The sequence below is a fragment of the Pseudomonas sp. FeS53a genome (genome assembly GCF_000931385.1).
Taxonomy (GTDB): Bacteria; Pseudomonadota; Gammaproteobacteria; order Pseudomonadales; family Pseudomonadaceae; genus Metapseudomonas; species Metapseudomonas otitidis.
On record NZ_JYFT01000044.1, the window covers coordinates 1 to 13,136 of the forward strand.

Annotated in this window: 15 protein-coding genes; 10 read left to right on the plus strand and 5 right to left on the minus strand. The window is 70.0% G+C overall.

Translation table 11 applies throughout. The features are described from left to right. Positions 1–1,454: GGDEF domain-containing protein (locus SZ55_RS12680; RefSeq protein WP_044406222.1), on the plus strand; the 1,454-nt coding region annotated here is incomplete at its 5' end. Positions 1,455–1,461: 7 nt separating this feature from the next. Here SZ55_RS12680 and SZ55_RS12685 read toward each other — a convergent pair. Next, the gene (locus SZ55_RS12685) at positions 1,462–2,880 is read right to left on the minus strand and encodes a DASH family cryptochrome (RefSeq protein ID WP_044406225.1); all 1,419 of its coding nucleotides are present in this window, start codon (positions 2,878–2,880) and stop codon (positions 1,462–1,464) included. A 194-nt stretch (positions 2,881–3,074) separates the two neighbouring features. On the opposite strand from SZ55_RS12685, the gene SZ55_RS12690 reads away from it, so the two are divergent. From SZ55_RS12690 to SZ55_RS12700, 3 genes are all read left to right on the plus strand, one after another. Beyond that, on the plus strand, positions 3,075–3,695 hold the full coding sequence (locus tag SZ55_RS12690) for a hypothetical protein (protein WP_044406228.1): 621 nt from the start codon (positions 3,075–3,077) through the stop codon (positions 3,693–3,695). 72 nt (positions 3,696–3,767) lie between these two features. Then, positions 3,768–4,361 carry a MarC family protein gene (locus tag SZ55_RS12695; protein WP_044406231.1) on the plus strand — a complete coding sequence of 198 codons (594 nt, stop codon included), beginning with the start codon at positions 3,768–3,770 and terminating at the stop codon, positions 4,359–4,361. Further along, complete coding sequence (locus tag SZ55_RS12700) at positions 4,358–5,143, plus strand: N-acetylmuramoyl-L-alanine amidase (RefSeq protein ID WP_044406234.1); 786 nt, start codon at positions 4,358–4,360, stop codon at positions 5,141–5,143. The genes SZ55_RS12695 and SZ55_RS12700 overlap by 4 nt, the downstream gene beginning before the upstream one ends. Positions 5,144–5,152: 9 nt before the next feature. Here SZ55_RS12700 and SZ55_RS12705 read toward each other — a convergent pair whose 3' ends face one another. Beyond that, positions 5,153–6,940 carry a KinB sensor domain-containing domain gene (locus SZ55_RS12705; RefSeq protein WP_044406237.1) on the minus strand — a complete coding sequence of 596 codons (1,788 nt, stop codon included), beginning with the start codon at positions 6,938–6,940 and terminating at the stop codon, positions 5,153–5,155. Further along, positions 6,937–8,286, minus strand: coding sequence for a sigma-54-dependent response regulator transcription factor AlgB (gene algB, locus SZ55_RS12710; protein ID WP_044406239.1), 1,350 nt, complete (start codon positions 8,284–8,286; stop codon positions 6,937–6,939). Before algB ends, SZ55_RS12705 begins: the two co-directional genes overlap by 4 nt. Positions 8,287–8,571: 285 nt before the next feature. On the opposite strand from algB, the gene SZ55_RS12715 reads away from it, so the two are divergent. The 5 genes from SZ55_RS12715 to SZ55_RS12735 are packed head-to-tail and all read left to right on the plus strand — an operon-like array spanning position 8,572 to position 10,198. Then, positions 8,572–9,006 (plus strand): ferritin-like domain-containing protein, encoded by a 435-nt coding sequence (locus SZ55_RS12715; protein ID WP_044406241.1) that lies wholly within the window; start codon positions 8,572–8,574, stop codon positions 9,004–9,006. A gap of 40 nt (positions 9,007–9,046) precedes the next feature. Further along, the gene (locus tag SZ55_RS12720; protein WP_044406243.1) at positions 9,047–9,310 is read left to right on the plus strand and encodes a hypothetical protein; all 264 of its coding nucleotides are present in this window, start codon (positions 9,047–9,049) and stop codon (positions 9,308–9,310) included. 17 nt (positions 9,311–9,327) lie between these two features. Beyond that, a complete protein-coding gene (locus tag SZ55_RS12725) occupies positions 9,328–9,534 on the plus strand; it encodes a hypothetical protein (RefSeq protein WP_044406246.1) in 207 nt (68 codons plus the stop codon). Between the two features lie 28 nt (positions 9,535–9,562). Further along, the gene (locus SZ55_RS27420; RefSeq protein ID WP_044406249.1) at positions 9,563–9,724 is read left to right on the plus strand and encodes a DUF1328 domain-containing protein; all 162 of its coding nucleotides are present in this window, start codon (positions 9,563–9,565) and stop codon (positions 9,722–9,724) included. Between the two features lie 9 nt (positions 9,725–9,733). Continuing rightward, complete coding sequence (locus SZ55_RS12735; RefSeq protein ID WP_044406252.1) at positions 9,734–10,198, plus strand: inhibitor of vertebrate lysozyme family protein; 465 nt, start codon at positions 9,734–9,736, stop codon at positions 10,196–10,198. 178 nt (positions 10,199–10,376) lie between these two features. On the opposite strand, the gene wrbA is transcribed toward SZ55_RS12735, so the two are convergent. Next, the gene (gene wrbA, locus SZ55_RS12740; protein WP_044406255.1) at positions 10,377–10,973 is read right to left on the minus strand and encodes an NAD(P)H:quinone oxidoreductase; all 597 of its coding nucleotides are present in this window, start codon (positions 10,971–10,973) and stop codon (positions 10,377–10,379) included. Positions 10,974–11,119: 146 nt separating this feature from the next. Between wrbA and SZ55_RS12745 the strand changes: the two genes are divergently transcribed. After that, complete coding sequence (locus SZ55_RS12745; protein WP_044406258.1) at positions 11,120–12,346, plus strand: nucleoside recognition domain-containing protein; 1,227 nt, start codon at positions 11,120–11,122, stop codon at positions 12,344–12,346. A gap of 248 nt (positions 12,347–12,594) precedes the next feature. On the opposite strand, the gene SZ55_RS12750 is transcribed toward SZ55_RS12745, so the two are convergent. Further along, a partial coding sequence (locus tag SZ55_RS12750; protein ID WP_044406261.1) for an IS110 family transposase occupies positions 12,595–13,136 on the minus strand: 542 nt, incomplete at its 5' end.

Sequence of the window (13,136 nt, forward strand, 5' to 3'; positions counted from 1 at the left end):
CCGGAGCGGGCGTCGAAACCGCCGAGGTTCCGACGCCCGCTCCGGCGTCCGAGTCGGTGAGCGCCGCTCAGCCCGAGCCGGTTGCGCCCGCGCCCATCGTCCCCGAGCCTGCTGCACCTGCACCTGCACCTGCACCTGCAACCAGTACCGCAGCCCCGTCGAGCGCTCCCGAGCCGGCAGCAGACGTCGTCGCCCCCAGCGCGCCAGCGCCGGATGCCCCGCCCGCTGCCGCCCCGGTCGCCCTCGCGCCCAGCCCGGCCACGCCCGAGGCAGCGCCCGCGTCCGCCGTCCGGTCCGTAGCCGCTGCGGATGAACCCCGCCCGGGCCTGGACAGCCTGCCCATGCCCCACAGCCTGATCACCGGCGAAGGGGACCCGGCCTACGAGCTGCCGCCCGCCCCCGAGCCCGGCTACAGCGCGGTCGCCCCCCACGTCGCCGCCAGCCTGCGCAGCCTGCTGGACGAGCTGGAGCTGCCCGAGCGCCACAAGCCCCAGGCCGAAGACCTGCGGCGTCGCCTGGAAGGCAACCTCAACTGGTACGAACTGGTCCCCGTGCTGGATGACCTCGCCGTGCTGGTGCTGGCCATCACCGACAACGGCCACCGCGAATTCGCCGGCTACCTGCAGCAGCTCAACGAGCGCCTGGCGGCCTTCGTCGCCACCCTCACCAGCGCCCACCAGGGCTACAACGACGAGCTGCAGAACGCCCGCCAGCTCGACGACCAGCTGCGCGAGCAGGTCAGCGGCTTGCAGAGCAGCGTGCAGGAGGCCACCGACCTGGACGACCTCAAGCGCGCAGTCGAACAGCGCCTCGAAGGCCTGCTCAGCACCATGAACAGCTTCCAGCGCGAGCGCGAAGTGCGCGAGGCCGAGGTCAGCGGGCGCCTGCAGAGCCTCATCGAGCGCGTGTCCACCATGGAGCAGGAAGCCAACACCTTCCGCGACCACCTCGAAGAGCAGCGCCAGAAAGCCCTGCGCGACACCCTTACCGGCCTGCCCAACCGCGCCGCCTGGAGCGAACGCCTGGAGCTGGAGGTGGCCCGCTGGAAGCGTTACGGCGGCGAGCTGCTGCTGGGCGTGCTGGACATCGACCACTTCAAGCGGATCAACGACAACTACGGCCACCTGGCCGGCGACAAGGTGCTCAAGCTGATCGCCGGCGAGATCGCCAAGCGCCTGCGCAAGACCGACTTCATCGCCCGCTTCGGTGGCGAGGAGTTCGTCCTGCTGATCCCCGCCACCCAGCTCGACGGCGGCCGCCAGCTGCTGGACAACCTGCGTGCCGGCATCGAGCAGTGCCCGTTCCACTTCAAGGGCGAGCCGGTGACCATCACCCTCTCGGGCGGGCTGGTGTCCTTCGCGCAGGGAGAAAGCGACGCGGCCGCCTTCGAACGGGCCGACCAGGCCCTCTACCGGGCCAAGCGCGGCGGCCGCAACCGCATCGAACTGGGTTGAGCGCCGCCTACGCGGCGCTCGTCAGGTAGGGCTTCCACGCCTCCGGCACCTGCTCCAGGCGCGGGTAGTCCAGCGCATCCAGCTGCAGGCGCGACAGCACGAAGGGCGTATGCCGCAGGTTGCGCGGCACCGCCCGCAGCTCCGGCAGCCACAGGCTCACGTACTCCGCCTCCGGGTCCAGGTGGCGTGCCTGGCGCAGGGCATTGAACGCCTGGCTGCGCTGCGGATCGCTCGCCACCCCGGCCAGGTAGGCCCAGTTGCCCCAGTTGCTCGCCGGGTCGTGGTCCAGCAGGTGCTCCTCGAACCAGGCCGCGCCATGGCGCCAGTCCTGCTGCAGGTCGCTGACCAGGTAGCTGGCCACCACCTGGCGCAGGCGGTGGGCGAGAAAGCCCGTGGTCGCCAGCTCGCGCATGGCCGCATCCACTAGGGGCAGGCCGGTGCGCCCGTGGCACCAGGCCTCGAAGCGCGCGTCCAGGTTCTGCGGTGCCCGCGCCGTGGCGCGCACGCCGCCGGGCTGGAACAGCGCCTCGCCGTGGCGCAGCAGCGTCCAGCGGAAGAAGTCGCGCCACAGCACCTGTTCCCACAGCAGGCGGGTCGAGGCATTGGCGCCGTACTGCGCCTCGTGGCGGCGCAGCTCTGCCACCACCCGGCGCGCCGACAGGCAGCCGTTGGCCAGCCAGGGGGAGAACTTGGAGGAGTATTCGGTTCCGGTCAGGCCGTAGCGGGTGGTCTCGTAGTCGCGGACCCCGCGCCCTTCCCACAGGTAGTCGCGCACCCGGGCCAGGGCCGCCGGTTCGCCGCCGGCGAAGGGGAAGGTGCTGTTCACATGGGCCAGGGGCTCCCCCAGGCCCAGGCGGGACAGGCTCGGCAGCGGCTCGAACAGCCGGTCCGCCGGTTCCGGCGTCGGGGGCAGGGCGGCCGGGGCCGAGCGCGGCTGGAACACGCTGAGGCGTTGCTGCACTTGGTCGCGGAACTGGCTGAACACCGCCGGCAGGGCCTCCACCGGCGCCGGCAGCTCCTCCCGGCGCAACAGCGTATCGCCGGCGAAGGTGGTCAGCGGCACGCCGGCCAGGGCCTGGCGGGTCTCCTCGATCAGCGTCCGCGCCGCCGGTGCCACCTCGTCCAGGGTCAGCACCTCGTCCAGCTGCAGGTGGTCCACCAGCGCCGGGATCACCTGGGACGCCACGCCCTGCACCACCAGCAGGCGTGAGCCGCGGTGGCGCAGCTCGCCGTCCAGCGCTGCCAGGCTTTCCAGCAGGAAGCGCATGCGGTGCACGCCCATCGGGCGGGTGCCGAGGGGGCCGGGGCGCAGCAGGGTCGGGTCGAAGACGTACAGCGGCAACACGCGCTCGGCGCCCAGGGCGGCCTGCACGGCCGGGTGGTCGTCGAGTCGCAGGTCCTGTTTGAACCAGAGCAGGCGACGCATGGCGAGGGTCCTCATTGGGCAGGTCCGTTTCCCGGGTTGTCCTTGTGTCTGTACACGTTATAGGCAATTTCCGGTCGTTGAACAGTGCCGTCCGGAAGGGCCGGACGCACGCCGGGCGGCTGCGTATAATCGCGCCCCCTTGCCTGGCACCCCCGCGATGAACGGGGGGCCGTCATCCTCACCGGAGCCTTTCGATGCGTGCATCCTTCCACCGCGCCGCCTGCTGGCTGGGCGCGCTGGCCCTGGGCCTGTGCTCCGCCCAGGCGCCTGCCGAATCCCTGCTGCCGCTGATGGACAGCAACCTGGCGTTCACCACCCTGCCCTATTCCGCCGGAGAGAGTTTCGTCCGCCCTGGCAACGAGGCCCCGCGCGCGCCCCTGGCCAGCACAGGCCTCGGCTGGCACGCCAGCAGTGCCGAGCACCTGGCCCTGAGCGGGCTGAGCCTGATCGTCGCCGCGCCGGAGCTGGAGCTGCTGGACCTGGCGCTGCTGCCCCGGGACGACGCCCGCGAACCGGGCCGCACCGCCCAGCTCAGCGGCACCTGGCTGTATGCCTTCGGCATCGGCGACAGCGAATGGCTGCTGGATGGCGGCCTCGACTGGGCCGGCAGCGAAGGCTCGCGAGCGGCCGGCTTCGGCTTCAGCCCGCAACTCAGCTTCGATGCCGGCGACTACTTCTTCTCCCGCGAGCGCGAGCTGCTGCTCGGCCTGCAGTACCTGCAGCAGAGCGGCGGCCTGGGCCAGGGCGACGACCGCCTGCTGCCCTTGCCGGGCGACCAGCGCGCCCTGCGCGGCACCCTGCGCTACCGCTTCTGACGCCTCGCCGGGTGCCGCTCGACGGCACCCGGCCCACCCTCCTACCATTCCGTATCCCGCACAGGAGCGCTCATGGACATCCTCGGAATCGCGGTGCTGATCTTCCTGGTCACCGACCCCTTCGGGAACATCGCCATCTTCATCGCCGCCCTGAAGAACGTCGCCCCCGAGCGGCGCCTCAAGGTCGCCCTGCGCGAGCTGGTGTTTGCCCTCGGCCTGCTGCTGCTGTTCCTCACCTTCGGCGAGAACATCCTCAGCGGCCTGGGCCTGTCCCGCGAGGCCATCGCCATCGCCGGCGGTATCATCCTCTTCATCATCGCCCTGCGGCTGATCTTCCCCCGGCCCGAAGGCGTGCTCGGCGACCTGCCCGGCGGCGAACCGATGCTGGTGCCCCTGGCCACCCCGGCGGTGGCCGGCCCCTCCGCCCTCGCCGTGCTGATGACCCTGCGCAACACCCACCAGGGCCAGCTGTGGGAGCTGTACATCGCCGTGATCCTGGCCTGGGCCTGCACCGCCGTGATCCTCCTGCAGGCCGCCTTCCTCCAGCGCTTCCTCGGCCAGCGCGGCCTCATGGCCGTCGAGCGCCTCACCGGCATGTTGCTGATCATGCTCAGCGTCGACATGCTCCTGGACAACCTGCAAAGCGTGTTGCATATCCGCCCATGAAACGACTCCTCCCCCTCGGCCTGTGCCTGACCCTGCTCGGTGGCTGCGCCCATGACGGCCTGCAGATCGACCGCAGCCACCCCTCGCAGAACCAGAACAGCCGGGTGCAGTACATCGTCCTGCACTACACCTCCACCAACCTGGCCAACTCCCTGCACCTGCTGACCGAAGGCGACGTCAGCGCCCACTACCTGATCGGCGCCCAGCCGCCCACTGTCTACCAGCTGGTGGGCGAGGACCGCCGCGCCTGGCACGCCGGGCAGAGCGAATGGCAGGGGCGCACCTGGCTGAACGCCAGCACCATCGGCATCGAACTGGTCAACGAAGGCTACCGGCAGACCGGCCACGGGCTGGAATGGGAGCCCTTCGGCGAGGGCCAGATCAACGCCCTCATCCCGCTCCTCAAGGACCTGGTCAAGCGCCACGGCCTGCCTCCGGGCAGCATCATCGGCCACAGCGACATCGCTCCCCAGCGCAAGGTCGACCCGGGCCCGCTGTTCCCCTGGAAGCGCCTGGCCGACGCCGGCCTGGTGCCCTGGCCGGACGACCGCGCCGTGGCCGAGGAACAGGTGCGCTTCGCCACCGCCCTGCCCACCGTGGACTGGTTCCAGATGCAGCTGGAGCGCCAGGGCTACGCCGTGCCACGCAACGGCCAGCTGGACGAAGCCACCCGCAACGTCATCGCCGCCTTCCAGATGAAGTACCGCCCGAGCCGCTACGACGGCCAGCCGGACGCCGAGACCGCCGCCCTGCTGCTGGTACTCAACCGCGGCGCGCGCTGAGCGCCGCTTCTACACCGGCAGCGTCAGGTAGAACTGCGCCCCCTCGCCGGGGCGCGAATAGATGCCGATGCGCCCGCCGTGCAGCCGCACGATCTCCTTGCACAGCGCCAGCCCCAGGCCCACGCCGCCGGGGTTGTGCCCCAGCTGCACGAAGGGCTCGAAGATGCGCGCCTGCTGGCTGTAGGGCACGCCGTCGCCGTTGTCCTCCACGCTGAGGATCACCCGCTCGCCGTGGCGGCGTGACTGCAGGCGGATGCGCCCGTCGCGGGGGGCGTGGCGCAGGGCGTTGCTCATCAGGTTGTCCAGCACCCGTTCCAGCTGCGGCCGGTCCACCGGCACCCGGGGCAGCGGGCCCTGCAGGTCCAGCTCGATGGCCACCTGCCGTTCCTCTGCCTGGGCCAGGAAGCGCTCGCGCACCCCGCCGAGCAGCTCGTCCAGATCGCAGGGCGCCAGGGTCAGGGTCTGCATGCCGTTCTGGTAGCGGGAGAAGTGCAGCAGGTCGTTGATCAGCCGCACCAGGCGCTGCATCTCCTCGTCCACCGTCTGCAGCAGGTCCGCCTCGCGGGAGTCCGGCGCCACCTTCACCCGCTCGCGCAGCAGGCCGAAGGCCATCTGCATGCCGGTCACCGGCGTACGCAACTCATGGGAGGCGCGCAGCACGAACTCGTTGCGCACCCGCTCGAAGGCACGCTGCTCGGTCACGTCGCGCAGCACCATCACCGCGCCCATCACCCGCGCATCGTCCAGGCTCACCGGGGTCAGCCGCCAGCTCAGCAGGCGGTGCTCGCCCTCGGCGAGGATGTCCAGGTCCGGGTGCACCTGGTCCAGCGCCTGGCCGGCCAGCACCCGCCGGGTGGTCTCTTCCAGCGCCGGCACCGCCAGGGCGCGGCTCAGCGGCTGGCCCAGCTGCTCGGTGTCCCAGGCCAGCTGGCGCTGCGCCACCGGGTTGGCATGCTCGATGCGGCCATCGCGGTCGAGGATCAGCAAGCCGTCGTCGATGCTGTCCAGCACCGCCTTCAGCCGCCGCTGCTCGGCCAGCATCTTCTCGATGTTGGTCTCCTTCAGCTGCCGCAGGGCCTCCGCCATCAGCCCGAAGCGCCGGCTCAGGGAGGCCATCTCGCTCACCGAGGAGAGCGGCAGGGTGACCTGGAAATCGCCCTGGCCGATGCGGTCCGCCGCCCGCGCCAGCGCCTCGATGGGCGCGCCGAAGCGCCGCGCGATGCCGTGGGCGGTCACCACCCCGATCAGCAGCACCGCCAGGGCCAGCAGGCCCAGCAGCCCGGCCACCAGCACCGCCCGCTCGCGGGTGTAGCGCTCGGAGGCCGACACGCTGTCCAGCGCATGGCGCTGCAGCTCCATCATCGCGTTGCGGGTGGCGTTCAGGGCCTCGCTGAAGGCCTCGTCGTCCATCGGCCGCTGGTCCTGTTCCGCCGCCACGGCAGACACCTCGACGAAGCGCGCGAAGCGCTCGGCGATGGCCCGGAAGCCCTCCCGGGTGGCTTCGTCCCGGGCGTTCATCAGGCCCTCTTCCAGCACCTTGCGGAACTGCTGCTGGGAGGCATGCAGCTTCGCCGCGTCGGTGTGTGGCGCGGTGATCAGCACCAGCTGGTCGCCCAGCTGGCGGCGCATCTTCTCGCCCTGGTCGATGGTGGCGAAGTTGTAGGCGATCAGCTGCTCCTGGGAGCGCGCCAGCTGCATCACGCTGGTCACCCCCAGCAACAGCCCCAGCAGGGCCACGGTGATCAGTGCGGAGATGCTGAGGAACAGCCGCGTGCGCAGCTTCATCGGGAACCTCATAGGCCGTACTGCTTGCGCTTCCGGTACAGCGTGGAGGCGTCGATGCCGAGCGTCCGGGCCGCCTGGTCCAGGGTGTCGCTGGTGGCCAGCACCGCCGCGATGTGGGCCTTTTCCAGGTCCTCCAGGCTCATGGCGGCGCCGATGCGCGGGGCGTTGTTGGCGCTCGGCGCCTCGCTCAGGCCGAGGTTGCCGACATCCACCAGCTCCTGGCCGCAGATGATGCTGGCGCGCTCGATGACGTTGCGCAGCTCGCGCACGTTGCCCGGCCAGGCGTAGTTCAGCAGCGCCTCCCGCGCTGCCTCGCTGAAGCCCCGGGCCGGCCGCGCGTAGTCCTTCACGAAGCGCGCGAGGAAGCGCTCGGCCAGGCCCAGCAGGTCCTCGGTGCGCTCGCGCAGCGGCGGCAGGTGCAGGGTGATCACGTTCAGGCGGTAGAGCAGGTCTTCGCGGAAGCGCCCCTCGCGGACCATCTCGTCCAGGTTGAGGTTGGTGGCGGCGAGGATGCGCACATCGGCACGGCGGGTCACCGCATCGCCCACCCGCTCGTATTCCTTGTCCTGGATGAAGCGCAACAACTTGGGCTGCAACGTGAGGGGAAAGTCGCCGATCTCGTCGAGGAAAAGCGTGCCGCCGTCGGCCTGGCTGACCCGACCCAGGGTGCTCTCGCTGGCCCCGGTGAAGGCGCCACGGGTGTGGCCGAACAGCTCGCTCTCCATCAGCTCCGCCGACAGCGACGGGCAGTTGATGGTCACGCAGGCCTTCTTCGCCCGCTTGCTCCAGCCGTGGATGGCGCGGGCCAGCTCGCCCTTGCCGGTGCCCGACTCGCCGAGGATGAGGATGTTGGCGTCGGTGTTGGCCACCTGCCGGGCCGTTTCCAGCACCGCCATCATCGCCGGGCTCTGGGAGTCCAGGCCGTCACCGGGCTTGCGCACCTCGCCCTCCAGGGCTTCCAGGCGCGCGGTCAGCTGGCGCACTTCCAGCTGCTTGGCCGCCGACAGGCGCAGCTGGTCAGGGCTGCAGGGCTTGACCAGGTAATCCGCCGCGCCGGCCTGCATGGCGTCCACCGCCGTGTCCACCGCCGAATGCGCGGTGACGATCACCACCCGCATCCACGGCGCCTGCACGCGCATCTGTGCCAGCACGTCCAGGCCGTTGTCCTCGCCCAGGCGCAGGTCGAGGAAGCACAGGTCGAACACCTGCCGCTGCAGGATCGCCTCCGCCTGCGCCGCGCTGCTGGCGGTGGCCACGCTGTAGCCCTCGTCCTCCAGGCAGTACCGGAAGGTGCGCAGGATCGCCGATTCGTCATCCACCAGCAGGATGCGTCCGCGGGTTTCCGTTGCCGATGCCATGTTCTTGCTCCGCTGTGTCGTGTCGTTGTTCGAGGGCGCGTACCCCGCCATCGGGGCGGGACGCGTAGGGGGCCTAGGTGGCCGTCTGGTGCTTAGTCCAGGAAAGATCGTGCAAGTTGCAAGATGATTTCTTACACGGATTGCAGCCTGCATGCAGGCGGTATTTTCGGAGCGAGGCTAACTGACTGTTTTAAAAGGAAAAACGACTTTTTCAAAACCTGGCACAACGCTTGCGAAATCTCCTGCCGAGAGCGTCCGGAATCGCTCGGACCAGGAGAACGGAAGATGACCAGCACCACCGCACAACTGAATGAACTGATCGAGATCACCCGCGACGGCGAGCGCTTCTACCAGCACGCCATCGAAGAAGTCCGCGACCCCAACCTGCAGAGCCTGTTCCGCGAGATGGCCAGCGCCAAGACCGAGGTCATCCAGGCGCTCACCGTGCGCGTCGCCGCCAACCACGAGACGCCCTCCACCGGCGGCACCCTCATGGGCACCCTGCGCCAGGTCTATGCCGACACCCGCGCCGCCCTGGCCAAGGACGAGTACGCCGCCTACGTCGGCCAGCTGGAGCAGGCCGAGGACCGCATCCTGCACGCCTTCGAGGATGCCCTGGAGACCGCCGAGCCCAAGGTCCGCGAGCTGATCGCGGTGGAAATGCCCAAGGTCCGCGCCTGCCACGACCGCATGCGCAGCCTCAAGCAGTCCATGGCCTGAGGCGGCCCCGTCCGCCACCTGTGCAGGGAGGAGAACCGGCATGAACCGTCCACAACCCCGTCTCGCGCTCATCGGCAAAGGCCTGCTGGTCGCCTTCGCGGTGTTCCTGCTGATGCTGGTGGAACACCAGCTGCGCAGCGCCCTCAAGGCCCGCGAACACCTGCCCGCATTGCCCGCCCACATCGAAGTGGTGCCCACGCCGGCGGCGGACCAGCGCCCGGCCACCGCGCCGGCGGACGACCTGCACACCGTGGCGCAACAGCGCTTCCTCGAACCGACGCAGCAACCGCGCTGGGTGTTCTGACCCCAAGGAGCACGACCATGTGGACCCTGGCCCTCGTATTCGCCGCCCTGCTCACCCTCAGCCTGCTGGCCCTGGCCAGCGCCCTGGCGATGGGCAACGCGCTGCTGGAAAGCCATTACCTCAGCGACCTCGACCTCGACACCCCGGATCCCCACACGCCCCAGGACGAAGCCTCCGCCTCGTTCGGTGCACAGCGCGACCTCGGCCTCGGCCTGGCGCGCTGAACCTACCTACCACGCAGGAGAACTCACCATGCTCAGTTGGGCCCTTACCTTCCTCGTCATCGCCATCGTCGCCGCTGTCCTGGGCTTCGGCGGTATCGCCGGCACCGCCGCAGGCATCGCGAAGATCCTCTTCGTGCTGTTCCTGGTGCTGTTCATCGTCTCGTTCATCTTCGGCCGCCGCCGCGGCTAGGGAGGCCCGATGCGCATGCTGCGCCCACTCTGCGCCGCCCTGCTGCTCGGCCTCGCCGGCAGCACGGCGCTGGCCGCCGACACCGACGCCGAGTACCGCCTCAACGAACTGCTGGGCACCGACCCGCAGTACCGCGAGACGTGGCAGGACCTGGTGGAGGACGAAAGCCGCCTGCCCGAATGGGTGATGAACCTCAGCGGCACCGCCACGCCCATGCAGGCGGTCAACGAGGATGGCGACAAGTACCTGGTGGGCCAGCTGTGCGACAGCGCCGACTGCGCCCACCAGAAGCTGCTGGTGGCCTTCAGCTGGGACAAGGAGGACGCCTACGCCCTGCTGGTGCAGGTCCCGCCGGGCCTGCCGGCGGACAAATCGCCCAGCCGCCACGCCAGCCTGCGCTGGCTGGGCGAGCCGGACGAGGCCCAGAAGGCGATCCTCGACGCCGAGCTCCGGCGTGATCCGAACTGGTACTGAGCATTCAGACCACAGGCCCCGCAGGCGGGGCCACATGACCAGGGGGCCGGGTTGTTCCGCGTCGACAGGAGCGGCATGACCTAGGGGTACAGGGGGTACCTCCGCACAGGCGGGCCGGGTCAGGCGAAACCGACGCCGGGCGTTCCACACGGGACGCCCGGCGCGGCTCATTCCGGGGTCAGCTCATGCGCGCCGCCAGCTTCGCCACATGGGCGCCCTGGAAGCGCGCCAGGGCCAGCTCCTTGGCACTCGGCGTGCGCGAGCCGTCCGCCCCGGCGATGGTCGCCGCCCCGTAGGGCGAGCCGCCGCGCACCTCGCTGATGTCGGTCAGCTCCGGGGCCGCGTAGGGCAGCCCGCTGATCAGCATCCCGTGGTGCGCCAGGGTGTGCCAGAACGAGGTGATGGTGGTCTCCGAGCCGCCCCCGGTGCCGGTGGAGGTGAACACGCTGCCCAGCTTGCCCACCAGCGCGCCCTTGGCCCACAGGCCGCCGGTCTGGTCGAGGAAGGTGCGCATCTGCCCGGCCATGTTGCCGAAGCGCGTCGGCGTGCCGAACAGGATGGCGTCGTAGTCCGCCAGCTCCTGGGGCGAGGCCACCGGCGCGGCCTGGTCCAGCTTCGCCCCGGCCTTGCGTGCGATGTCTTCCGGCATGGTCTCGGCCACCCGCTTCAGGGTCACCTCCACACCGGGCACGCTGCGGGCCCCTTCGGCCACCGCCTCGGCGAGGCGCTCGATGTGGCCATACATGGAGTAATACAGCACCAGGATCTTCTTCATCCGCCTGTCCTCATCGGGTTGGGAAACCCCATGGAGCCTAGACCCCCGGGCCGCACGCGCCCATCCGCCCGCCCGGCGGTCGTCCTGGCGCCGCCCCGATGCCCGCCGCTATCATCCGCCCCCATCGGATTCGAGGGACATTCCCCATGCTCAACGGCCTCTGGCTCGGCTTCTTCCTGGTGGCGGCAACCGCCGCAGCGGCACGCTGGATCGGCGGCGATCCCGGCGTCTGGGCGGCCATGGTGGAGAGCCTGTTCGCCATGGCCAAGCTCTCGGTGGAGGTCATGGTGCTGCTGTTCGGTACCCTCACCCTCTGGCTCGGCTTCCTGCGCATCGCCGAGCGCGCCGGGCTGGTGGAACGCCTGGCCTGGCTGCTGGGGCCGCTGTTCCGCCGGCTGATGCCCGAGGTGCCGGCCGGGCACCCGGCGCTGGGGCTGATCACCCTCAACTTCGCCGCCAACGGCCTGGGCCTGGACAACGCCGCCACCCCCATCGGCCTCAAGGCCATGAAGGCCCTGCAGGAACTCAACCCCAGCGCCACCGTGGCGAGCAACGCGCAGATCCTGTTCCTGGTGCTCAACGCCTCGTCCCTGACCCTGCTGCCGGTGACGATCTTCATGTACCGCGCCCAGCAGGGCGCCAGCGACCCGACCCTGGTGTTCCTGCCCATCCTGCTGGCCACCACCGCCTCGTCCCTGGTGGGCTTGCTGAGCGTTGCCGTGATGCAGCGCCTACGCCTGTGGGACCCGGTGGTGCTGGCCTACCTGGTGCCCGGCGCGCTGCTGCTGGGCGCCTTCATGGCGGTGCTCGCCGGGCTCTCCGCCACCGCCCTGGCGGCGCTGTCCTCGCTGTTGGGCAACCTGGTGCTGTTCGGGCTGATCCTGGTCTTCCTGCTCGCCGGGGCCTTGAAAAAGGTGCCGGTCTACGAAGCCTTCGTGGACGGCGCCAAGGAAGGCTTCGACGTGGCCAAGGGCCTGTTGCCCTACCTGGTGGCGATGCTCTGCGCCGTCGGCGTGCTGCGCGCCTCGGGCGCCCTGGAGTTCGGCCTGGACGGCATCCGCAGCCTGGTGGAATGGGCCGGCTGGGACACCCGCTTCGTCGACGCCCTGCCCACCGCGCTGGTCAAGCCGTTCTCCGGCAGCGCCGCGCGGGCCATGCTCATCGAGACCATGCAGAGCCAGGGGGTGGACAGCTTCCCCGCCCTGGTCGCCGCCACCGTACAGGGCAGCACCGAGACCACCTTCTACGTGCTCGCCGTGTACTTCGGCGCCGTCGGCATCCAGCGCGCCCGCCACGCCGTGGGCTGCGCCCTGCTGGCGGACTTCGCTGGGGTGCTGGCCTCCATCGGCGTGTGCTACTGGTTCTTCGGCTGATCCCGGTTCCCCGGCGCTTCCCGGGCTGAAGCCCGGGCTACGGCGCTCCGCATCGAACCCGGCGCCTGGGCAATGATGGGCTTCGCACAGCTCAGCCCATCCTACGTTTGCCGCCATGCCCCGCTTCGTAGGGGATCGCGATCACCGATCCACCGTCATGACCGTGCCGAGTGCCGTTCGTAGGATGCGGTGAGCTCGGCGAACCGCATCGATCCCCGAGCCACCGTTCGTAGATACCGTCTTGATTTCTAGTGCGCAAGGGCCAGTTTGGCATCAAACGGCTGGCCCGATTTCAAGACGCCATAGGCGATGTTCAGCAGCTTGCGCATCGCTGCGCAGACGATCTGCTTGCCGGTCTTGCCCCGCTCCCTTAGCCGTTCGCCCATGGCTCTGATCGCTTCGTTGTAGGTCAGGGCGCTGATCGCAGGCATGTACAGCCCGGCCCTCAGGCGCGATGAGCCCATCTTGGAGATGCGTGTCTGCCCCCGGTAGCTCCCGGACTCCCGCAGCCGTGGATTGAGCCCGGCAAAGGCGGTGATGGCGCGGCTGTTGGCAAAGCGCAGCGGGTCGCCCAGCTCCGCCAGGAGCAGGGCGGCGGTCTTGTCGGCGACTCCGTCGATGCTGGTCAGCAGGTCGCGCTTGCCTCGCAGGTCCGGGTCGTTGTCGATGTGGTCGTCGATGGCCTTGAGGGTTTCTTCGATCTCCTGGCCGACATGTTCCAGAACCGACTGGATCGAGGCCTGCACGCTGGCATCGGCCACTTCCAGACGGTTGCGCTCCATCCGTTCGA

Bases quoted from the DNA above. Each gene is read 5' to 3' on its own strand.
- SZ55_RS12720 (WP_044406243.1), top strand. From the start codon at position 9,047: ATGAACCGTCCACAACCCCGTCTCGCGCTCATCGGCAAAGGCCTGCTG.
- SZ55_RS12745 (WP_044406258.1), top strand. From the start codon at position 11,120: ATGCTCAACGGCCTCTGGCTCGGCTTCTTCCTGGTGGCGGCAACCGCC.
- algB (WP_044406239.1), bottom strand. From the start codon at position 8,286: ATGGCATCGGCAACGGAAACCCGCGGACGCATCCTGCTGGTGGATGAC.
- SZ55_RS12685 (WP_044406225.1), bottom strand. From the start codon at position 2,880: ATGCGTCGCCTGCTCTGGTTCAAACAGGACCTGCGACTCGACGACCAC.
- SZ55_RS12705 (WP_044406237.1), bottom strand. From the start codon at position 6,940: ATGAGGTTCCCGATGAAGCTGCGCACGCGGCTGTTCCTCAGCATCTCC.
- SZ55_RS12735 (WP_044406252.1), top strand. From the start codon at position 9,734: ATGCGCATGCTGCGCCCACTCTGCGCCGCCCTGCTGCTCGGCCTCGCC.
- SZ55_RS12725 (WP_044406246.1), top strand. From the start codon at position 9,328: ATGTGGACCCTGGCCCTCGTATTCGCCGCCCTGCTCACCCTCAGCCTG.
- SZ55_RS12690 (WP_044406228.1), top strand. From the start codon at position 3,075: ATGCGTGCATCCTTCCACCGCGCCGCCTGCTGGCTGGGCGCGCTGGCC.
- SZ55_RS27420 (WP_044406249.1), top strand. From the start codon at position 9,563: ATGCTCAGTTGGGCCCTTACCTTCCTCGTCATCGCCATCGTCGCCGCT.
- SZ55_RS12715 (WP_044406241.1), top strand. From the start codon at position 8,572: ATGACCAGCACCACCGCACAACTGAATGAACTGATCGAGATCACCCGC.
- SZ55_RS12700 (WP_044406234.1), top strand. From the start codon at position 4,358: ATGAAACGACTCCTCCCCCTCGGCCTGTGCCTGACCCTGCTCGGTGGC.
- SZ55_RS12695 (WP_044406231.1), top strand. From the start codon at position 3,768: ATGGACATCCTCGGAATCGCGGTGCTGATCTTCCTGGTCACCGACCCC.
- wrbA (WP_044406255.1), bottom strand. From the start codon at position 10,973: ATGAAGAAGATCCTGGTGCTGTATTACTCCATGTATGGCCACATCGAG.